This window comes from Hymenobacter polaris, assembly GCF_012927305.1.
Taxonomy (GTDB): Bacteria; Bacteroidota; Bacteroidia; order Cytophagales; family Hymenobacteraceae; genus Hymenobacter; species Hymenobacter polaris.
Genome location: NZ_JABBGH010000003.1, coordinates 24,343 through 44,751, shown reverse-complemented (window position 1 = coordinate 44,751; position 20,409 = coordinate 24,343). Strand labels below are relative to the sequence as shown.

Here is a 20,409-nt window from a genome sequence, read left to right as displayed (position 1 = left end):
GGGTTTGGCCAGGGGAGGCGCCTGGTTCTTGGCCGCCAAAACGCGCTAGCTTTGCGCTACGGCCCCTAGGGTCGTGCGCGTTCCCCACCTCTTCGCCTCCTCGCATGTCCGACCAGCAGCCCACCATCATCTTCAGCATGGCTGGGGTAAGTAAGATTTACCCGCCTCAGAAGCAAGTTCTCAAAAATATCTATCTCTCGTTTTTTTATGGCGCCAAAATCGGCGTGCTTGGCCTCAACGGCTCGGGCAAGTCGAGCTTGCTCAAAATTATTGCCGGCGTCGATAAGCAGTTTCAGGGCGAGGTGGTGTTTTCGCCCGGCTACTCAGTGGGCTACCTCGAGCAAGAGCCCCAGCTCGACCCCACCAAAACGGTGCTCGAAGTAGTGCAGGAAGGCGCCGCCGAAACCGTGGCCCTGCTCAAGGAATACGACGAGATAAACGAGGCCTTCGGGGCCGAAGACGCCGACTTCGACAAGCTGCTGGAGCGCCAGGGTACCGTGCAGGAACGGCTGGACCAACTCGACGCCTGGAACCTCGACAGCAAGCTGGAGCGCGCCATGGATGCCTTGCGCACCCCGCCCCAGGAGGCCATTATTGGCAATCTCTCGGGCGGCGAGAAGCGCCGGGTGGCCCTGTGCCGCCTGCTGCTGCAAGAGCCCGACGTGCTGCTGCTTGATGAGCCTACCAACCACCTCGACGCCGAGAGCGTGCTCTGGCTCGAGCAGCACTTGCAGCAGTACAAGGGCACGGTCATTGCCGTCACCCACGACCGCTACTTTCTCGACAACGTGGCCGGCTGGATTTTGGAGTTGGACCGCGGCACCGGCATTCCGTGGAAGGGCAACTACAGCAGCTGGCTAGAGCAGAAAACCGAGCGCCTGGCCAAGGAGGAGAACACCGAAAGCAAGCGCGCTAAAACCCTGCAGCGCGAGCTGGAGTGGGTGCGCATGTCGCCCAAAGCCCGCCAGAGCAAGGGTAAAGCCCGCCTAGCCAACTACGAAAAGCTGGCCGGCGAGGAAGCCAAAGACAAGGAGCAGAAGCTGGAGCTGTTCATCCCCGACGGCCCGCGCCTAGGGGCGCAAGTAATTGAAGCCGAGGGTCTGCGCAAAGCGTTTGGCGACCGGCTGCTATTCGAGAACCTGTCGTTTTCGCTGCCGCAGGGCGGTATCGTGGGCATCATTGGACCCAACGGGGCGGGCAAAACCACGCTGTTTCGACTGATAACCGACCAGCTGCAGCCTGATGCGGGCACCTTCGCGGTGGGCCCCACGGTGCAAACGGCTTACATCGACCAGCAGCACGACTCGCTCGACGGCAGCAAATCGGTGTTTGACACCATTACGGGCGGCACCGAAACCATGCTGCTGGCCGGCCGGCCGGTGAACTCTAGGGCCTACGTCAGCAAGTTCAACTTCGGCGGCGGCGACCAGGAAAAGAAGGTCGGCACGCTCTCAGGCGGCGAGAAAAACCGCGTGCACCTGGCCATGACCCTCAAGCAGGGCGCCAACCTGCTGCTGCTCGACGAGCCCACCAACGACTTGGACGTGAACGCCATCCGCGCCCTGGAAGATGCCCTGGAGAACTTCGCCGGCTGCGCCGTCATCATCTCGCACGACCGGTGGTTCCTCGACCGCCTGGCCACCCACATCTTGGCCTTCGAGGGCGACTCGGAAGTGGTGTGGTTCGAGGGCAACTTTTCGGACTACGAGGAAGCTAAGCGCAAGCGCCTCGGCGACGTGGAGCCCAAGCGCGTGCGCTACCGTAAGCTAAGCTAGCCAGCTACCTAGTCAGGCACATTTAGTCCGCAGCCGGCCTAGGGCCGGCTGCTACTTGGCTGGCCGCTTGCCGCGCATAGGTCGGGGCGCGGGCAGCAAGGCCTGCACGGCAGCTTGCAACGCGCTGATTTGCCAAGCCATAGCCAGGTGCGCTGCCAGCTGCTGGCGGTGCTGCTCGCGCAGGCCATTCAGGGCTTGGAGTGCCTGGTGGGCCAACTTCGTTTCGGGCAACCCTAGGGGGCGGGGCGAAGTTGCTGCGGCTAAGCGGGCAGTAGTGGGCGGCGGTAAGGTAGCTTGGTCAATGAGCCTACTTAAGTCAATTAAAACCAACTCATTGTACAGCTGCCGAGCTCGGTCAGTCTTTTTCGTGAAGGGGCAGGGAATAACCCAAAAGTTTGTTAGCTCGCTTTCTACGGCCTGGCGGTCGGCGGGGGTGCCGGCTTTGGCTGCGGCGGCGTCTTGGGTCAGGGTGCCTAGGGCCTCTTCCCAGTCGGTAGCGGAGCTGAGCGAATTCCAATCAATAGCGGCCATTGGGTAGGGGATGAGAAAGGTTACTTTTTAGCGGCTCTTAACTCTTCGGCCAGCGTTTGCACGGTTTGGGCGTAGCTCACCAGGTCTTGGCGGCTCACCTGACTGGCCTTGGCCAGCAGCAGGCGCAGCTCGTGGTGGCTACTGGCCCAGGTGTCAAGCAGCTGGGTGCTTTTGCTGAGCAGCGCCGCGTCGCGGGCGGGGCCGCCACACCGGGCTTGGGCGGCCGCCAGCTGCGCCTGGGGCAGCTCGGTTAGCGGCCGGTAATACAGCTCGCGGCGGCGCAGGGCATCCAGGAGCGCGGCTTTGGCCAGGCGCTGCTGCGCGGGGCTGCGGCGGCGCTGCCAGGCGGCATAGGCGGTGGCTACCGTGCGCTGGGGGTCGTAGTCCCACTGCCGGATGTGGTCCAGGGGGCCGTCGTGGTCGATGGGGTTTTCCAGCGAGGCATACTTACCGGCCCGCACCAAGTTATCGGCCTGCGTGAGCGCTGCCAGCAGGCTCACCAGCGAATCTTGCCGCTGCAGCGTAAACTGGTACCAGTACTGCGCCTGGCGGTAGCCGTCGGGCAAGTTGGCGTAAGAAAGCTGGTAGGCCGTCGAGTCGATGGCGTAGAAGTGCCGCATGCCCAGGCGCAGTAGCTGCGCCGATAGCTGAATGGCGGAGTCCTGCGCGGGCGAGGCCAGCTTGCCGAGGCTATGAATTGTTTTGGCAGCGTTGAGGTCAGTCGCCACTTTGCCCAGCGCCTTCAAGATGGGCTGCGCGGTCGCGTTGATGGGGGCTGCTACCGGCAGCGCGGCACTCAAAAACTCCGCGCTTTTCGTAGCAATAGCTTGCGTAGCGGCAAAAACCTGGTTGATGGCCGCGCCGCGCTTTTGGCCGGCTGCCGCCACCGCGTCCAGGGCGTGGGCGTAGGCATCGAAGGCGTGCGCCACCTCGGCAAATTTGTGCGCCTTGCGGGTTAGCTGCTGCCGGGCGGTGTCGAGCTGAATCCGGTTTTGGGTTTCGGCAGCGGGCAGCTGCACCCGGTTTAGGTCGGCCACCACGCGGCGCAAGCTCTCCTCAATGGCCGTTCCCATGGCGATGGTGGCTTTCGTAAAAGGCTGCACATCGGGTACTTCGCAGCTTTTGAGCAGCAGCCCTAGCAGTAGTAGGCCTAGGCCGCGCCCGTAGCGCGCGGCGCGCGCGGCAAGCCCGGCTTTAAAGCGTTGCATTGGCTAGAGCAATTGCTTTCGCCAGGTTGGCGTCGGCCTGTTTTTGCAGCTGGTCAGCGGCGGCGGTAGGCTGGGGGGCTTCCGCATCGGTAGCGCGGAAGCTAGCCGGGGCCGCCGGGCGGGTGGCGGCGCTGCGCGCGATGGTGGCTACCGCGTGCGCGGCCTGCACCTTGGTTTCAACGGCTTTCGTTCGCTTGATGTCTTGCACGCTGCTCACGTAGCCCAGCACCGACTTCCAAAAGCCCGAGCCGCCACTGGCCAGCAGGCCCAGCACCACCAGGTGCCCCCGGCCCTGGAGCGGCGCGGCCAGCAGCTCCTGCGCCAAAAATGCGGTGGCAATGCCCGCCAGCACAGCCAGCACTTGCAGCACGAGCTTGCGGGTGGCCTCGTTGCGCGGCTGCTCGGTGCGGAGCCACGGCACCAGGTTTTTGACAATAGCTACCAGGCGCTCGGAAGCCACGCTCAGGGCCAGCACCACGGTAAGCAGGTTGGATAGGTTTTCGAGCATACCTAAGGAAGTTAAAACCAGGGATGAGGTAAGCGAGCAGCCACAAATAGCGGCGCCGGTCGGCGCAGCGCCAAGGCCCGATGGCCGGGCCCCAGCCGTAAAGCACGAAATTTTACATGGGCACCCAGCCTTCGCGCAGCGCCCTGGCGGTGAGGCCCACGGGAGTGCGCACCCCGGCTTTGTGCAGCAAGGTGCGGCGGTGGCTTTCGACGGTGCGCACGCTCAGGCACAGGCGCTGCGCAATTTGCACGTTGCCGAGGTCGGCTACCACCAGCGCCAGTACCTCCAGCTCGCGGGGGCTGAAGCCAGCGTTGGGGGTGCGGCGGCTCGGCTGGGGTGCCGTGCCCGGCGGGCTACCGCGCAGCAGCTCGGTGGCCGTAGCTGCTACCTCAGTTGGAGTGGCGTGGCGGGGCAGCAGCCGCAGCGAGGTAATCGCCCCTAGGGGCAGCGCGGGCGGGCGGCGGCCCGTAAGCACCAGAAAGGGCAAGTTGGCGCGCAGCTGGCGCGCCTGCCGCAGCAAGCCGGGCAGCAGGGGCGACGCAAACGCGGCGCTATCCACAATCAGTAGCGCGTAGGCGTGCGTGCGCAAATGGGCCAGCAGCTGGCTAGGGTCGGTAACCAAGGTGGCCGTGCGCTCGGGCCAGGTTTCGTGTAGGGTCAGCAAGAGGCCCCGGCACAGCAGGGTAGGCGGGGCCGCTACCAGCAGCCCCGTGGGGGAAGACGGTGATAGACCCATGCAGCAAGGCGGTTTTCATAGCGTGAGAAAAGCAGTATGCCGCCGACCAGCGCGGTAAGCCACCCACCGGGGTAATCGGTAGGGTAGAGCTTATAAACAGCTGGCCGGCATTAATTTTATGAAAATTAAAGGATAGAATTTGCTAAAGCAAGTCATCCGGTACTACTTCAACCAGCGCGAGCTGCGCACCCTGGCCCAACTCGCCCGCCGGGTCGGCGTCGAGCAGCAGCGCGCGGGTGGGGGGCTGCCCCTCGGGGGCTACTTCTTCGATGGTGGCGGGCAGGGCCAGGGGCGGGTAGCCGGGCCGGCGCAGCAGCAGGCGTAGGGCGGCGTGCAGCGGCGGGGCGGCCAGCCAGGCCGGCGCGGGCGGCGCGGGCAGTACCAGCAGCCCCAGCCCCGGCACGCGCAGGCTGCGGGCGACCCAAAAAACAGCAGTAGACATAGCGCCTGCTACGCAAAAATGCCGCGCCGGGCGGCCACGCGGACGCGGCGGCCGGACCAGGATAGCCAGGCCGCCGCGCCCATTCGCCCTAAACACCCCTAGGCGGGTGCCATGCCCCTAGGGGCCTACTGCACTGACGGGGCGGTTTTCATGATGAAGCCCTTGCGTTTGCCCCGCTGTTTGATGCGGGTGCCGGGCAGCAGCTGCATCTCGACGTGCTCGTCGGCGCAGGTGGTGGGCGTAATGGACTGGGGCTCGTAGCCAGCGGCGCTGAAAAGCAGGGTGGGCTTGGCTACGTTGGCCGTGGGCAGGGTGTAGTAACCCTCGCTGTTGGTAATAGCCAGCAGCCGGGTGCCTGGGATGGCGACCGTGGCGCCAGCCAGGGGCCTGTCGCTGCCCATTACGTAGCCGCTAAGGGCCGAGCAGGGCGGCCCCGGCGCGGCAGCTACGGGGGCAGGCACGGGCGCGGTTTGGGCCCCGGCCACGCGGGCGCCAGCCAGCAAAAAACCTCCTATAAGCAAAAAGTATTTCATAAAGTAACTACTGTTTATAAAGCAGATAAAGCGGTGATTAACAAAATAATGCTAAAATAAAATTGAATATTTCAGCGGGTGCGGGCCCGCTGGCAACAGGCTAGCAAGGTAGCATAAAATAGCCAGCGCCCCAGGGCTTAGCCGCCTGCCTAGCCCTAGGGGCGCCAGTGAAAAAAACGTGCCAGATAGCCGCCGTTCCACCGTTACCTTCGCTTATGCGCTTTTACCCGTTGCTGCCTGGCTGGCTGATGGGGCTGCTGGCGGGCCTCCTGGGGGCTACCTCCGCTGCTGCTCAGCTTGCCCCCGGTTTGCCCGCCCCGGCCCCGTTGCCCTGCCTGCTGCTGCCCCTAGGCCCCGCCGAGCGGGTGGCCGCCGCGCCGCTCATCGTAGAAGCGCAGGTGCTGGACGCCCAGGGCGAGTGGGATGCCGGCCACCAGCGCATCTTCACCCGGCAGCACCTGCGCGTGTTTCGGGTGCTAAAGGGTGCGCTGCCCGACACGGCCGCCCTGCCCCTACTGGTAGAGGGCGGGCAGGTGGGCCTAATCCGCCAGGAGCTGACCAACACCCTGCGGCCGCTGCCGCCGGGCCAGCAGGGTATTTTTTTTCTAATGCCCGCGCCCTGGCCCGGCCTGGCTTCCGCCTGGGCGGCCTACGCTTCCAGCCAGGGCGTTATCGCCTTCGACCTAGCCCAGAATACGGCTGCCGAGCCCACCCGGCCCTACGCCAGTCCGGCCGCGGCCCTCGCCCAAACCATTCAGCTGAGCGGCCAGCCCGCCCAGGTGCTGCGTCCCAACCCGGCCCTGGCGGCCGCCGCGCAGCAAGCGGCTGCCCGAGCTGCGGCCGCCGCTACCCAGCGCACCCAGGCCGTGGCCATCAGCGGCTTTAGCCCCAGCGTAACCACGGCGGGCACGGGTGCGGTGCTTACCATCGTGGGCAGCGGCTTTGGCAGCAGCCGGGGCAGTGGGGGCGTCGATTTTCGCAATGCCGACGATGGCGGGGCCACCACCACCCGCGCCCTGGCGTTCGATTATCTCAGCTGGAGCGACACGCGCATTCAAGTGCGGGTGCCGTCGCTGGCGAGTGATGGGCACCCGGCCGGCACCGGCCTGCTGCGCGTGACGGCCGCCGACGGTAGCACCGCCGACTCGGCCACGCCGCTCACCATCGTGTATGCCCTCACCACCATTAATAACACCAGCTCGACGTTTGTAGACCGCCCCAACCACGTGGCTACCAACGGCGCGGGCGGCCTTAACTTTCAGCTGGCGCCCAACTTCCGGGCCAACGCGGCGGCCGTGGCGGCCTGGCAGCGGGCCCTGGCGCAGTGGCGCTGCCGCACCGGCATCAACTGGGCCCTAGGCCCCGATGCCGCGGCCAATACCATTGCCCTGGACCAAGCCAACGTGGTGGCCTTCGATGATGGCAGCTTGCCGGCGCGCGTGCTGGGGCGCACTTCCACCTACTACTCGGGCTGCTACAACCTCCAGGGCGAGGTGGTTTTCTACACGCAGGAGATTGACCAGCAGTTTGCTACCAGCCTGACTTTCCAATTCGGGCCGGCCCTGGCCACGGCCGGGCAATACGATTTTGAGTCGGTAGCCACCCACGAGCTGGGCCACGCCCAGCAGCTGAGCCACCTCATTCGGCCGGGGGCCATCATGCACTACGGCATTGCGGCGGGGGCCAATTTGCGCACCCTCAACCCGGCGTCCGACGTGGCGGGCGGGCGGCTGGTGCTGCGCACGCGCAGCTTCCGGCAGCGCGGGTGCGGCGGGCCGGCCATGCTGCCCGCGCCCCTCACCAGCCTGGGGGCCACCACCCCAGGTGGCGCCACCTTCCCGTTCAGCACCCGCGACGAATGCTACGTGAGCGGCTTTGTGCTGGAGCGCAGCGCCGGCCCCGACACCACGGCCGCCGCGGCTGGCTGGCAGGCGGTAGCCAGTACCAGCGCCGGCCAAGCCAGCGGCCAGTACCAGCTGGCCGACCCGCAGCCGGCCACCGGCCTACGCTACTACCGCCTGGGGGTGCGCCGCCCCGATGGCACCACCGACTACGCCGCGCCCCTGCCCGCCAGCGCTGATACCGCCACGGCCGGGCCCCAGGTATTTCCCAATCCACTCGGCGCCAACCAGCTGCAGCTCAGCTACCCAGCCGCGGCAGCCGGCACCCTGGTGCTGCGCCTCTACGACACCGTGGGCCGCTGCTGCCTGGCCCAGGCCGTGAGCGTGCAGGCGGGCCTCAACCTGCTCAGCCTGAACGCGGAAGGCCTGCTGCCGGGCCTGTACTTGCTGCGCTTCACCGCCAGCGGCCAGCCCAGCTACACCGTGCGCCTGCTGCGCCTGTGAGGTGAGGTAGCTGGCCACGCTGTTCAGGCTGCCCTAGGACCCTAGGGCGCTAAAAGGCCGCGAGCTGCTCGGCCGTGAGGTTGCCGTTCAGCCACTCGCCATCGAGTTGGGCGCCCAGCTTTTTATAGAAGCCGATGGCCGGCTCGTTCCAGTCCAGCACCTGCCACTTCAGGCGCTGGGCGTTGGTGCGCCGGGCCTCGGCCACCACGGCCTCGAACAGCTGCCGGCCGTAGCCGCCGCGCCGGGCTGCTTCGGTAATCACCAGGTCTTCCAGGTACAGCATTCGGCCTTTCCAGGTGGAGTAGGCGGTGTAAAAGAGGGCCAGGCCCAGCAAGTCGGCGCCGCTTTCGAGCACGAAAAACCCGAAAATTGGCTCGGGCCCGAAGCCGTCGCGGCGCATCATGTCCAGGGTGTTGGTGACTTCGTGCGGGGCGCGCTCATACTCGGCCAGCTCCTGGATGAGGGCCAGCACGCGGGGCAAATCGGTTTCCTGGCCGCGGCGAATGGTTGGGGTGGGCATGGGGCGGAGGTAAATGCAGCAGCCTGGGCTGGTAAACTACCGGTAGCTTACCAGCCCAGGCCGATGAATTAAACGAGTAAAAGCAGCTGGCTGGCGCTGGCCTTAGGCCCGCGCGCCGGGCTACAGCTGCTCCTGCATTTTCTTGATGTCTTCGGTCGCGTTCTGCGCGTTCAGCTCGCGGTTAACGCTGTTGGCAGCCGGCTCGGGGGCTTTTTTGCCGCCGGTAGTGTCCACTACGGGGGGCAGGGGGGGCAGCGTGGTAGTAGCTACGTCGTCTTCCGACGAGGTGGAGGCGCCGCTGTTCGGCGACTCGTCATTGCACGAGGCCAGGGTCAGGGTGAGGGCCGCCGACGCGAGGAGCGCGGGCAGGAAGCGTTTCATCATCATGAGGGTAAGCCGATTTTCAGGCTGCAAGTTACGCAGAAGCCGGAATGAGCGTTGGCGAAAAGCAGATGTGCGCCCACAGCACCGCGCCCAGCCACAGCAGCCGGGCCGTCCAGGCCAGCGTGCGCAGCCAGTTGGTGCGCGTCAGCCCGTCGATGGCCACGTAGTCGAAGCCCTGCGCGCCGAGGCGATTGTGGAAGGGCACGGATACGAAAAACGTGACCAGCCAGACGAGCGCCACCAGTCCCGCCTGCCCTAGTGCAAAAGCGGGCCCTAGGGGCCGCCAGGCCGCCCAGGTTAGCCAGCCGGCCAGCGCCAGCTCGGCCACCATGGGGGCGGCCACCACCCAGCCCATGCCTTGCGTGTGGGCAGCGTGGTAGCGGCTAAACTCCGCTTTGCCCACCAGCCCCAGGGCCGGATACGTCACGAGCTGCACTACCCACACCAGCCCGGTGAGGTAGGCGGCCAGCGCAAAATTGAGCAGCAGCAGGTGCGGGAGCGACATAGCAGAGCGGGCGGGGCGCCGCCCCGTGCAACGCTCCTACGCAAACCGCCGACTTCTAGGTGCCTAGGCCGCCGGGTGCTACTTTGCGGCGCCAAGCGCGGCGCGCGGCGTTTAACTTTTGCTTGATGAAAAACTACCTCTACCTGCCGCTGCTGGCGGCCCTGGGCGCGGCCTGCCAGTCGGGGCCCTCGTCGTCGTCGGGCGCCGGCAAGCCCGACGTGCTGCAAGCCGCCCTCGACACTACCGTGGCGCCCGGCGACGACTTTTTCACCTATGCCAACGGCACCTGGCTCAAAAACCACCCCATTCCGGCCTCGGAAAGCAGCTGGGGCATCGGGCGCGAAGTGCAGAACGAGGTGTATGCCCAGCTGCGCACCATCAGCCAGCAAGCGGCCGGGGCCAAGGCGGCCGAAGGCTCGGCCCAGCAGAAAATCGGTGACTTCTGGGCCGTGGGCCTCGACTCGGCGCGGGCCGATAAGCTGGGCGCGCAGCCCATTCAGCGAGAGTTGAATGAAGCAACGGAGATGGAGTCGATATACCAAGTACCTGAGGTAGTAGCGCACTTGGTGCCCCTAGGAGTAAACGCGCTCATTAGCCCCAACGTGCAGCAAGATGCTAAGCACTCTGACCGCATGGCGCTGTATTTATGGCAGGGCGGCCTGGGACTGCCCAACCGTGACTATTATTTCAACACCGACGCACGCACCAAAAAAATTCGCGCGCAGTACGTGCGCCATGTGGCCCGCATATTTCAACTACTTGACCCCCAGCAACTCGGCAAAGATTCGGCTACGGCCAAGGCGAATGCGGCGCGGGTGATGGCGCTGGAAACTACACTAGCTAGGTCGTCGCGCAAGCTCGAAGCCCTGCGCGACCCCTATGCCAACTACCACAAGATGAGCCTAAAACAGCTCGATAAGCTGGCGCCTCTGAGCCAAACTACTTGGGGAGAATGGCTGGGTGAAATGGGCATTCCGAAGCAAGACAGCGTAATTGTAGGCCAGCCCGAGTTTTACCAGGCGGTGAGTAAGCTGCTTCAAAACACTGGCCTTGAGGACTGGCAGGCCTACCTGAGCTGGCAGCTCACGCGCCGCTTTGCGCCCACCCTCAGCCAGGCGTTTGCCGACGAGAACTTCCATTTTTACGGCACCATTTTGCGCGGCGCCACCGCCCAGCGCCCCCGCTGGAAGCGCGTGCTCGATATGGAGGAGCGGGCCCTAGGGGACGATTTGGGCCAGTTGTTCGTGAAGGAGTACTTCAAGCCCGAAGCCAAGGAGCGCTACCAAAAGCTGGTGGCTAACATCGTGTCGTCGTTCTCGGACCACATCAAGCGCCTTGACTGGATGAGCGACACCACCAAGCAGGTGGCCGAAGCCAAGCTGCGCCAGATAACCCGCAAGGTGGGCTACGCCGACAAGTGGAAGGACTACGGCCAGCTGCAAATTGGCCGCAACTCGCTAACCGAAAACGTGATGCGCGCCAACCGCTGGGACTGGAACTACGACCTGAGCAAGCTGGGCAAGCCCGTAGACCGCACCCTGTGGGGCATGACGCCCCAGACCTACAACGCCTACTACAACCCCAGCAACAACGAGATTGTGCTGCCCGCCGCCGCCTTCGCCATCCCCGGCATGCTCGACGCCGACGTGGACGACGCGGTGGTGTACGGCTACGCGGGCGCCAGCACCATCGGCCACGAGCTAACCCACGGCTTCGACGACGAGGGCAGCCAGTTCGACGCCAAGGGCAACCTGCACGAGTGGTGGACCAAGGGCGACCGTAAGCGCTTCAACCAGCGCGTGGCGGGCATTGTGCGGCAGTTCAGTGGCTACACCGCCCTCGACTCGTTGCACCTGAACGGCAAGGCTACGGCCGGCGAAAACATCGCCGACCTAGGTGGCATCGTCATCGGCCTCGACGCCTTCAAGAAAACCAAGGAGTACCAGGAGGGCAAGAAGATTGGCGGCCTCACGCCGGTGCAGCGCTACTTCCTCGGGTACGCCCTGGGCTGGCAAGACCAGCAGCGCCAGGAGGCCCTGGCCTCGCAAATCCTGACCGACGTGCACTCGCCCGCCCAGTACCGCGTGAACGGCCCTATGGCTGACGTACCCGAGTTCTACGAAGCCTTCGGCGTGAAGCCCGGCCAGAAGCTCTACCGGCCTGATTCGGCGCGGGTGAAAATCTGGTAGGGCCCTAGGGGGTGGTACTAGTAAAAGGTAGAAGCACGTCATGCTGAGCCTGCCGAAGCATCTCTACCGCGCAAGTAACCCCTACCGTTAGGGGCTAGCTGCGCGGTAGAGATGCTTCGACAAGCTCAGCATGACGTGCTGGTTATTGCAAATGGCCACCAACTTGCGTGAAGAATACATGAGTAAAGCCTGAGCCCTAGGGTAGTAGCTACCTTTGCCCGGTAGTATACCCTAGGGCTTAGCTTTTACTGTTTTGATAACTTCTACTTTTCGGGGAATAGTACTGCTCGCGGTAGGCACCTTGCTAGCCAGCGCGGCCTACGGCCAAGGCGGCGTGACGCCGCCCTCGTCGGTGCTGCCCGCCAAGCCCCCGGCGGCGGCCTCGGCCCAGCAGCCGGTGCACTACGAGTACGGCGAGCCCGGCGACAAGCACGGCTGGAGCGTGCACTTTCAGCAAACCATTATTAAGCAGTGGCACAGCGAGTTTCGGGCGCCCTACCAGGATAGCCTGAGCCTGCAAGTGCGCGAAAATGCCAAGCTTTCGCTCACCACTACGGCGTTCATCGGGCGGCGGCTGTGGCACAACGGGGCCATTTTTGTGAACCCCGAGGTGTCGGGTGGCAGCGGGCTCAGTGGCGCCTCGGGCGTGGCCGGCGCGCTCAACGGCGAAACGTTCCGGGTGGGCTCGGCCGAGCCGGTGCTCTACCTGGCCCGCCTGTTTTTGCAGCAGCGCTTCGCCCTCACCGACGAGGTGGTGGACGACGAGGACGACTTCAACCAGCTAGGGGGGCCTAGGCCCACGCGCTACCTGGGCATCGTGGTGGGTAAAATCAGCCTGGCCGACTACTTCGACCAGAATAGCTACTCGCACGACCCGCGCACGCAGTTCTTCAACTGGAGCCTGATGAGCGCCGGTGGCTGGGACTACCCGGCCAACACCCGCGGCTACACCGGGGCCGTGGTGGTGCAGTACATCAGCCCTGGCTTTGCGGTGCGGGCCGCTACCTCCCTGATGCCCACCTACGCCAACGGCCCCGACCTGGACTACGACTACGGCAAGGCCCACGCCGAGACCCTGGAGCTAACCAAGGTGTACAGCCTGCGCGGCCACCCCGGCACGGTGCGCCTGCTGGGCTACCGCAACCAGGCCGGCATGGGCAACTACACCCAGGCGCTGGAGCCGCAGTACAATCTCTACGAAAACGGCCGCTACCGCCCCAACCTCATTGCCACCCGCCAGGCCTACCGCACCAAGTACGGCTTCGTGGTGAATGCCGAGCAGGAGCTGAGCCCCTCGGTGGGCCTGTTTGGGCGCTTCAGCTACGACGACGGCAAGAACGAAACCTGGGCCTTCACCGAAATCGACCGCAGCCTGAGCCTGGGCATCACCAGCGACGGCAAGCGCTGGCACCGGCCCACCGACCGCCTAGGGCTGGCCGTGGTGGGCAACGGCCTCGCGCCCGAGCACCGCGCGTATTTGGCCCGCGGGGGCTACGGCTTTATCCTTGGCGATGGGGCACTTACCTACGCTACCGAATTCATTACGGAGCTATATTATAGTATAGACTTCCCAAAGTACCACGCCGCCCTCAGCCCCGATTATCAACTGGTGCTGAACCCCGGCTACAACCAAGACCGTAAGGGACCCATCCACGTGGCCGGCCTGCGATTACACGTAGAGTTCTGACAACCTAGTAGATATCCGCCTATATTTACCCCGGCATCCCAGTGCCGCCGCTATGTCTCCCGCTCAATTATCGCACTTCGACCTCTCCCGCAACTATACTTACGCCGACTACCTGACCTGGAAATTTGAGCTGATTGAATTGGTAAAAGGCAAAATGCTGCGGCCCCTGAGCGGCCCCAGCCGCCGCCACCAAGACTACGTCGCCAACATCCTGGGTCAGCTGCTGCCCTTCTTGCGCGGCAAGCCCTGCCGCGCCTACCACGCGCCCTTCGACGTGCGCCTGCCCCCGCCCGGCGGCGCCAACTTCGACGAGCAGGTCTACACCGTGGTTCAGCCCGACGTGTGCGTGGTGTGCGACCCGGCCAAGCTCGACGACCGCGGCTGCCTGGGCGCGCCCGACTGGGTAATTGAGATTATCTCGCCCGGCCACACCGCCCGCGACACCAAAATCAAGTTCGACCTCTACGAGGAAAGCGGCGTGGGCGAGTACTGGATACTATTTCCGGGCGAGCAAACCATTGCCGTGTACTTGCTCGAAGGCGGCCGCTACCGCCTCTCTACCGAGTATGCCGAGCCTGGCCCCGTGCCCGTGCGCACCCTGCCCGGCCTCACCTTCGACTGGAGCGACATCTTCACCTCGCCCTAGGCACTTAGTTAATTAGTAGAACGTCATGCTGAGCGCAGCCGAAGCATCTCTACCACGCCGTCCAACGATGCAGTAGAGATGCTTCGGCTGCGCTCAGCATGACGTTCTACTGTGTAGGTAGCAGAAGAATTCGCCTTCATGCAACGGCCTGCTTCTAGGCAGCATCTTTGCGGGCCCTTTTGCCGCTGGCGGGGCCTAGGCGGCCGGGCGGCTGCCTCGCTTACGTTGTTTCAAGTATCCTTATGCGTAAAGTCGTTTTCTCCTTGCTGCTGCTGGCCACCCTGCCACTGCGCCTCTGGGCCTGGGGCGCTGAGGGCCACCGCGCCATCGGCAACATTGCCGAGCACTACCTCACGGCCAAGGCCCGCCAGAACCTGGCCGCCATCTTGGGCACCCAGAGCCTGACGATGATAAGCACCCTGCCCGATGAGATGCGCTACCTGCCCGAGTTTAAGGACACCGCGCCCTGGCACTACGTGAACACTGCCGCTGGCCTAGCGCACGACCCCTACCTGGCCGCCGTGAAAAGCCAAGCCACGCCCAACGCCTACAGCGCCCTGCTGGCCCAGCTGGCCATCGCCAAAGACCCCAGCAAGTCCCCGGCTGAGCGCAAGCAGGCGCTATACTTCGTGGTGCACATTGTGGGCGACATCCACCAGCCCATGCACACCGGCCACGCCGAAGACAAAGGCGGCAACGACATCAAGATGACCTACCGGGGCAAGGATACCAACCTGCACAGCCTCTGGGACAGCGGCCTGCTCGACTACCAGGGCCTAACCTACACCGAGATGGGCCAGCAGTACAGCGTGCTGCCCAGCGCCGAGCGCAAGCAGTGGCAGGCCACCACCGACCCCGCCGAGTGGCTCTGGGAGTCGTACCAGATTTCGGGTAAGCTCTACGACGAGGCCGCCCAAAACCCCAACCCCGACTACCGCTACTACCCCGCCCACGCCGACGTGCTGCAGCAGCGCATCGAGCAAGCCGGCGTGCGCCTGGCAGCCGTGCTCAACGCCGCTTTCGGCTAGCCGAAGGCCCTAGGGGCCGATACCCGGTTTAGTAAACAAAAGGCCCGCTGTCAGCGGGCCTTTTTGCTGGCCTAGGGCCCTAGGCCAGCAAAAAGGCTGGCGCACTAAACAGCCAAAGTTACGGTCACTACTGGCCGGAGCGCAAGGCGGCGCCTACGGGCTAATTTTTTTAACTTAGCGGAAACACCTGAAAACTGGGCTTAAGCGACTAGGCAGCTGCAAAAATCGTTCTGGCAGAAACAGAACAGAAAAAATCATTTGCCAATGATAATGTGGCACCCATGCAAGAATGGGTAATTTTGCACCGTGAACTCGCTCAACCACCAGTTGAAAGAGCGCAACGCGAGCTGCCAAGCTCTGTTGCGAGAAGCCAGCAAGGTCGTTGCTGCCCTGTTTTTTTCGTTTGCTACGTTCTTCGCGCCCGTTGCCGCCTCAGTAGTTTGAGGCGGTTTTTTTGTGCCCGGCCGGTGCGTTCCACTTAAGTAAGGAGTAGGTTTTTAGCCTCCTCAACCCAAGAAAATTTCGCGCGCGCTTCGTCGCGGATACCCATATGCTCCGCGCCCCCGCCGCCAAGGCCAAAGCCACTATCACCGTATGCAAAAGCTCCTCACCCGCGTTGCCCAGGCCAATACGCTGCTGTGCGTGGGCCTCGACCCAATTGGCTCGGACGAAGACGTGACGCGCCGCCTAGCCCAGGTGGTGGCCGAAACCGCCCCCTACGCCGCCGCCTTCAAGCCCAACCTGGCCTTCTTCCTGAGCCGCGCCAACGGCGTACAGCTGCTGCGTCAGGTGATGCAGAGCGTACCCGAGGGCATCCCGGTCATCCTGGACGGCAAGTTTGGCGACATCGCCAACACGGCCCTGCACTACGCGCAGTTTGCCTACGACGTGGTGGGCGCCGACGCCGTGACGGTGAACGCCTACATGGGCGCCGACGCGGTAGCGCCCTTCGCCCGCCCCGGCAAGTTCGTCTTCGCCCTGGCTAAAACCTCGAACCAGTCGGCCGTGCAAGACGCCGTGCTGCAAAGCGGTGAGCCCGTGAGCGATTTCACCGCCCAGCTGCTAGCCGGCCTCGACGCCACCCACGGCAACATCGGCCTGGTAGCCGGCGCTACCGACGCGGCTGCCCTAGGCCGCCTGCGCCAGCTCTGCCCGACGCAGTGGTTTCTGGTGCCCGGCATTGGCGCGCAGGGCGGCGACCTGGCGTCCGTACTCAAAGCGGGCCTGCTGGCCGATGGCAGCGGGCTGCTGATTAACGCCTCGCGCAGCATCTGGCAAGCTGAGGATGCTGGCGCCGCCGCGCGCGAGCTGATGAACGAGATAAATGAGCATCGGACGGTGATAGCGTAAATAATTAATTTTAAGTCGTCTGTTATACTGAGCTTGTCGAAGCATCTCTACCGAACCTTGTGGCGTGGCAGAGATACTTCGACAAGCTCAGCATAACAGACGTCAAGTTTTGACAATGACCAATCAACTCACCCCCAGCCTTCCCGCCGCCGAAGTGGCCCGCATCCTCGAAGCGCAGCTGCGCGAGGAGGGCGCCTTGTTGAGCGGGCACTTCAAGCTCTCGTCGGGGCTGCACTCGGATACTTACGTGCAGTGCGCCCGCTTCTTGCGCAAGCCGGAGCTGGCAGCGCCCGCCATGGCGGTGCTGGCCCAGCGCCTGCGCGAAGCCGGGCTGGTGCCCGACGTGGTGGTGGGCCCGGCCATGGGCGGCGTGGTCGTGAGCTACGAGCTGGCCCGGCAACTGGGCGTGCCGGCACTTTTTACTGAGCGCGATGCTAATGGAGAAATGACTTTGCGCCGCGGATTTACCTTGACCCCTGGCGAGAAGGTAGTCATTGCAGAAGACGTAGTTACGACTGGCAAAAGCACCCTCGAAGTAGCCCGGGTGTTGGGCGAAATGGGGGTGGAAGTGCTGGCCGTGGCCTCCTTAATCGACCGCACCAGTGGGAAAGCTGGCCTTCCGTTCCCGAACTTTGCGCTGTTGCCGGTGCAGGCGGCCGTCTTTGCGGCCGATGCGGTGCCGGCCCACTTGGCCGGTACGCCGGCCATCAAGCCGGGCTCTCGGCCCGACGCCAAGTAGCGCGGACTTTCAGTCCGCGAGTTACCAGAATATACTATTACGCGGACCGCAAGGCCGCGCTACAAGCGGCAATCGGCCGCTCGACTGCTTACCCTAACGGGCGGCCCTCGGGCCGTCCTTTCCGTTTGGAAACCAACCAGCATTCGATTCTCCTCTCTTTGCAGCCCGGCCGCCACGACGGCGACGGGCAGCGGGTGGCCGCCGACGCGGCCCGGCACCTGGGCCTGCGCACGGGGCAGGTGCACAGCGCGGCCCTCTACGCCGTGCGCTACCCCGGCCTGAGCGCCGCGCAGGTGGCCGCCTTCGCCGCCGCCTGCCTGCAAGACCCGGTGCTGCACACGCTGGCCATCAACGAGTTGCCCGCGCCGGCCGGCGCCCGCAGCTACATCGTGGTGGCCAAGGCGCCCGGCGTGACCGACGACGAAGGCACCTCGGCCCAGAACGCACTTTCGGACTTCTTGAACGAGCCGATTGACGTGCGGACGCAGCACATTTTCAGCAAGCGGCTGTACTGGCTGGAAAATGAGCTGGCCGACGGCGACCTGCGCCGCATTGCCGAAGAGCTGCTGGCCAACAAGCTCATCAGCCGCTTCGAAGTGGGCCGCGTGGCCGAGGGCGTGCGCGACTACACCCCTAGGCCCGGCGGCGGCGCCGACGCCCGCACCGAAACCGTGCCCCTGCTGGGCCTCACGGATGAGCAGCTGGTGCAGCTGAGCAAGGACCAGGTGTACGCCCTGAACCTGGCCGAGATGCAGGCCGTGCGCGACTACTTCGCCGGGGCCGCCGTGCGCGAAGCCCGCGCCGCCCAGGGCCTGCCCAGCGACCCCACCGACTGCGAGCTGGAAATCATTGCCCAAACCTGGTCGGAGCACTGCAAGCACAAGGAGTTCAGCGCCTTAATTCACTATAAGAACGCGGAAACGGGCGCCGAGGAAACCATCGACGGGCTGTTCAAAACCTACATCAAGGGGGCCACGGCCGAGGTGGATAGGCAGCTGCGGGCCAATGGCAACGACTGGCTCATCAAGGTGTTCTCGGATAATGCGGGGGCGGTGCGGATTAACGCCGAGTCGCTGTTTGTGTGGAAGGTCGAGACGCACAACTCGCCCTCGGCCATCGACCCCTACGGCGGGGCCATCACGGGCATCTTGGGCAACAACCGCGACCCGCTAGCCACCGGCATCGGGGGCGCGCGGCTGCTGTTCAATACCAACGTGCTGTGCTTTGGCGACCCCAACTACGACGGGCCGCTGCTGACGGGGCAGCTGCACCCGCGCCGCATTTTTGAGGGCGTGCGCAAGGGCATCGAGGACGGCGGCAACAAGTCGGGCATCCCGACGGTGAACGGCGCCATCATCTTCGACGACCGCTACGCCGGCAAGCCGCTCGTGTACTGCGGCACCGGCGCCGTGATGCCCATGCAGCTGGCCGGCCAGGACAGCTGGGAGAAAATTATCCTGCCCGGCGACCGCATCCTCATGGCCGGCGGCCGGGTGGGCAAGGACGGCATCCACGGCGCCACCTTCAGCAGCATCGAGCTGGACGAGGCCGCCCCCACCACGGCCGTTCAAATCGGCTCGCCGATAACGCAGAAGCTGGCCATGGACTTCCTGCTGCTGGCCACCCGGCGCGGCCTGGTGCGGTGCAGCACCGACAACGGGGCGGGCGGCCTCTCGTCGAGCATCGGCGAGCTGGCCACGATTTCGGGCGGCGCCACCGTGGAGCTGGCCCGCGTGCCGCTGAAATACCCCGGCCTGCGCCCCTGGGAGATTTTCCTGAGCGAGTCGCAGGAGCGCTTCACCCTGGCCGTAGACCCCGCCCGCCTCGACGAGCTGCTGGCCCTAGGGCGCGAGATGGAAGTAGAGCTGACCGACATCGGCGAGTTTACCGCCAGCGGCACGCTGCACGTTCTCTTTGACCACCAACCGATTGCGGGCCTGGTGCTGGAGTTTCTGCACGACGGCGTGCCGCGCAAGACGCTGACGGCCGAGTACGTGAAGCCCGCCGCCCAGGAGCCCACGCTGCCCGCCGGGCTGGACTACAACGAGGTGCTGCTGAAGCTATTGGGTTCGCTCAACATCTGCTCGCGCGAGTCGGTAATTCGGCAGTACGACCACGAGGTGAAGGGCCGCACCGTGGTGAAGCCCCTGATGGGCGCCACCGGCCAGGCCCCGCAGGATGCGGCCGTGGTGCGCTTCAACTTCGAGAACTGGGAGGGCGTGGCCGTGAGCAACGGCATCCTGCCCCGCCTGGGCGATTTGGACGCCTACCAGATGTCGGCCGGCTCGTTTGACGAGGCCGTGCGGCAGATTATTTCGGTGGGCGGCAGGCTGCCCAACCTCACGCCGGGCGACGGGATTTTCTGGTCGGTAAACGACAACTTCTGCGTGCCCGACTCGGTGTACGACCCCGCCACCAACCCCGACGGCAAGCAAAAGCTGGCCAAGCTCGTGCAGATGTGCCAGGCCCTGCGCGATGCCTGCGCCGCCTACTGCATCCCGCTCACCAGCGGCAAAGATTCGATGAAGAACGACTTCAAGGCCGACGGGGTGAAAATCTCGGTGCCGCCGACGGTCCTCTACTCGATGACGGCCAAGATGCCCGACGTGCGGGCGGCCGTGACCAGCGACTTCAAGCAGGCCGGCGACGTGGTGTACCTGCTGGGCGAAACCTACGACGAGCTGGGCGGCTCGGAGTTTTACCAGCTGTTCGATACCCTAGGGGCCAACGTGCCGCAGGTTAATTTCCAAAAGGCCAAAGAGCTGTACACGCTGGTGGGCGAAGCCAACGACCAGTCCCTCATCCAAAGCAGCCACGACCTGAGCGACGGCGGCCTGGCCGTGGCCCTGGCCGAGTGCTGCTTCGGCCGCGATGGCCTAGGGGCCCGCCTGGAGCTACCCGCCACCGACCTGTCGGCCCCGGCGGCGCTGTTCTCGGAGTCGCACTCGCGCTTCGTGGTAACGGTGGCGCCGGAAGACGTAACGGCCTTCGAGAGCATTCTGGAGGAGCGGGCGACGCGTCTAGGGGTAGTGACGGACGACGGGCAACTGCGGGTGCACTTGCAGGGGCAGTTGCTATTGGATGCAGCCACGGCGGAGCTGCGGGCGGCCTGGACGAATGGGCCGGTGAACCAGACGATTGGCTTGGAGCCGGCAGCCTCACCCCCCGGCCCCCTCTCCTTCAGAGAGGGGGAGCTGGACGATTATTTATAAGTAAGCACTAAGAAGCCGCGCCGCCAAGGCTCCCCCTCTCTGAAGGAGAGGGGGCCGGGGGGTGAGGCCAC

General features: G+C 64.8%; 18 protein-coding genes. 9 read left to right on the top strand and 9 right to left on the bottom strand.

Annotation, left to right across the window (positions count from 1 at the left end; translation table 11 throughout):
* Positions 1 to 104: 104 nt before the first annotated feature.
* Positions 105 to 1,775 carry an energy-dependent translational throttle protein EttA gene (gene ettA, locus HHL22_RS16555; protein WP_169532533.1) on the top strand — a complete coding sequence of 557 codons (1,671 nt, stop codon included), beginning with the start codon at positions 105 to 107 and terminating at the stop codon, positions 1,773 to 1,775.
* A gap of 51 nt (positions 1,776 to 1,826) precedes the next feature.
* Here ettA and HHL22_RS16550 read toward each other — a convergent pair whose 3' ends face one another.
* The 6 genes from HHL22_RS16550 to HHL22_RS16525 form a co-directional block, all read right to left on the bottom strand.
* Positions 1,827 to 2,306, bottom strand: coding sequence for a hypothetical protein (locus HHL22_RS16550; RefSeq protein ID WP_169532532.1), 480 nt, complete (start codon positions 2,304 to 2,306; stop codon positions 1,827 to 1,829).
* Positions 2,307 to 2,326: 20 nt separating this feature from the next.
* Complete coding sequence (locus HHL22_RS16545; protein WP_169532531.1) at positions 2,327 to 3,514, bottom strand: hypothetical protein; 1,188 nt, start codon at positions 3,512 to 3,514, stop codon at positions 2,327 to 2,329.
* A complete protein-coding gene (locus HHL22_RS16540) occupies positions 3,501 to 4,022 on the bottom strand; it encodes a hypothetical protein (RefSeq protein WP_169532530.1) in 522 nt (173 codons plus the stop codon). The genes HHL22_RS16545 and HHL22_RS16540 overlap by 14 nt, the downstream gene beginning before the upstream one ends.
* A gap of 112 nt (positions 4,023 to 4,134) precedes the next feature.
* The gene (locus tag HHL22_RS16535) at positions 4,135 to 4,758 is read right to left on the bottom strand and encodes a response regulator transcription factor (RefSeq protein ID WP_169532529.1); all 624 of its coding nucleotides are present in this window, start codon (positions 4,756 to 4,758) and stop codon (positions 4,135 to 4,137) included.
* 142 nt (positions 4,759 to 4,900) lie between these two features.
* Positions 4,901 to 5,200, bottom strand: a complete 300-nt coding sequence (locus tag HHL22_RS16530) for a hypothetical protein (RefSeq protein ID WP_169532528.1) — start codon at positions 5,198 to 5,200, stop codon at positions 4,901 to 4,903.
* Between the two features lie 125 nt (positions 5,201 to 5,325).
* Positions 5,326 to 5,733: a carboxypeptidase-like regulatory domain-containing protein gene (locus HHL22_RS16525; RefSeq protein WP_169532527.1), complete on the bottom strand. Its 408-nt coding sequence runs from the start codon at positions 5,731 to 5,733 to the stop codon at positions 5,326 to 5,328.
* A gap of 215 nt (positions 5,734 to 5,948) precedes the next feature.
* Here HHL22_RS16525 and HHL22_RS16520 point away from each other — a divergent pair, with 215 nt between their 5' ends.
* Entirely contained in the window at positions 5,949 to 8,078 is a 2,130-nt protein-coding gene (locus tag HHL22_RS16520) for a T9SS type A sorting domain-containing protein (protein WP_169532526.1), read from the top strand.
* Positions 8,079 to 8,127: 49 nt separating this feature from the next.
* Here HHL22_RS16520 and HHL22_RS16515 read toward each other — a convergent pair whose 3' ends face one another.
* From HHL22_RS16515 to HHL22_RS16505, 3 genes are all read right to left on the bottom strand, one after another.
* On the bottom strand, positions 8,128 to 8,598 hold the full coding sequence (locus HHL22_RS16515) for a GNAT family N-acetyltransferase (RefSeq protein WP_169532525.1): 471 nt from the start codon (positions 8,596 to 8,598) through the stop codon (positions 8,128 to 8,130).
* A 120-nt stretch (positions 8,599 to 8,718) separates the two neighbouring features.
* A complete protein-coding gene (locus HHL22_RS16510) occupies positions 8,719 to 8,985 on the bottom strand; it encodes a hypothetical protein (protein ID WP_169532524.1) in 267 nt (88 codons plus the stop codon).
* 28 nt (positions 8,986 to 9,013) lie between these two features.
* The gene (locus HHL22_RS16505) at positions 9,014 to 9,487 is read right to left on the bottom strand and encodes a hypothetical protein (protein WP_169532523.1); all 474 of its coding nucleotides are present in this window, start codon (positions 9,485 to 9,487) and stop codon (positions 9,014 to 9,016) included.
* Between the two features lie 125 nt (positions 9,488 to 9,612).
* Between HHL22_RS16505 and HHL22_RS16500 the strand changes: the two genes are divergently transcribed.
* The 7 genes from HHL22_RS16500 to HHL22_RS16470 all read left to right on the top strand — a co-directional run bounded on the left by HHL22_RS16500 (position 9,613) and on the right by HHL22_RS16470 (position 20,338).
* Positions 9,613 to 11,676 carry a M13 family metallopeptidase gene (locus HHL22_RS16500; protein ID WP_169532522.1) on the top strand — a complete coding sequence of 688 codons (2,064 nt, stop codon included), beginning with the start codon at positions 9,613 to 9,615 and terminating at the stop codon, positions 11,674 to 11,676.
* Between the two features lie 253 nt (positions 11,677 to 11,929).
* Complete coding sequence (locus HHL22_RS16495; protein ID WP_169532521.1) at positions 11,930 to 13,363, top strand: carbohydrate porin; 1,434 nt, start codon at positions 11,930 to 11,932, stop codon at positions 13,361 to 13,363.
* A gap of 52 nt (positions 13,364 to 13,415) precedes the next feature.
* A complete protein-coding gene (locus HHL22_RS16490) occupies positions 13,416 to 14,009 on the top strand; it encodes a Uma2 family endonuclease (RefSeq protein WP_169532520.1) in 594 nt (197 codons plus the stop codon).
* A 242-nt stretch (positions 14,010 to 14,251) separates the two neighbouring features.
* Positions 14,252 to 15,037 carry a S1/P1 nuclease gene (locus HHL22_RS16485; protein WP_169532519.1) on the top strand — a complete coding sequence of 262 codons (786 nt, stop codon included), beginning with the start codon at positions 14,252 to 14,254 and terminating at the stop codon, positions 15,035 to 15,037.
* Positions 15,038 to 15,631: 594 nt separating this feature from the next.
* A complete protein-coding gene (pyrF, locus tag HHL22_RS16480) occupies positions 15,632 to 16,387 on the top strand; it encodes an orotidine-5'-phosphate decarboxylase (RefSeq protein WP_169532518.1) in 756 nt (251 codons plus the stop codon).
* A 115-nt stretch (positions 16,388 to 16,502) separates the two neighbouring features.
* Entirely contained in the window at positions 16,503 to 17,126 is a 624-nt protein-coding gene (gene pyrE / locus HHL22_RS16475) for an orotate phosphoribosyltransferase (protein ID WP_169532517.1), read from the top strand.
* Between the two features lie 125 nt (positions 17,127 to 17,251).
* The gene (locus HHL22_RS16470) at positions 17,252 to 20,338 is read left to right on the top strand and encodes an AIR synthase-related protein (protein ID WP_169532516.1); all 3,087 of its coding nucleotides are present in this window, start codon (positions 17,252 to 17,254) and stop codon (positions 20,336 to 20,338) included.
* Positions 20,339 to 20,409: the final 71 nt, after the last annotated feature.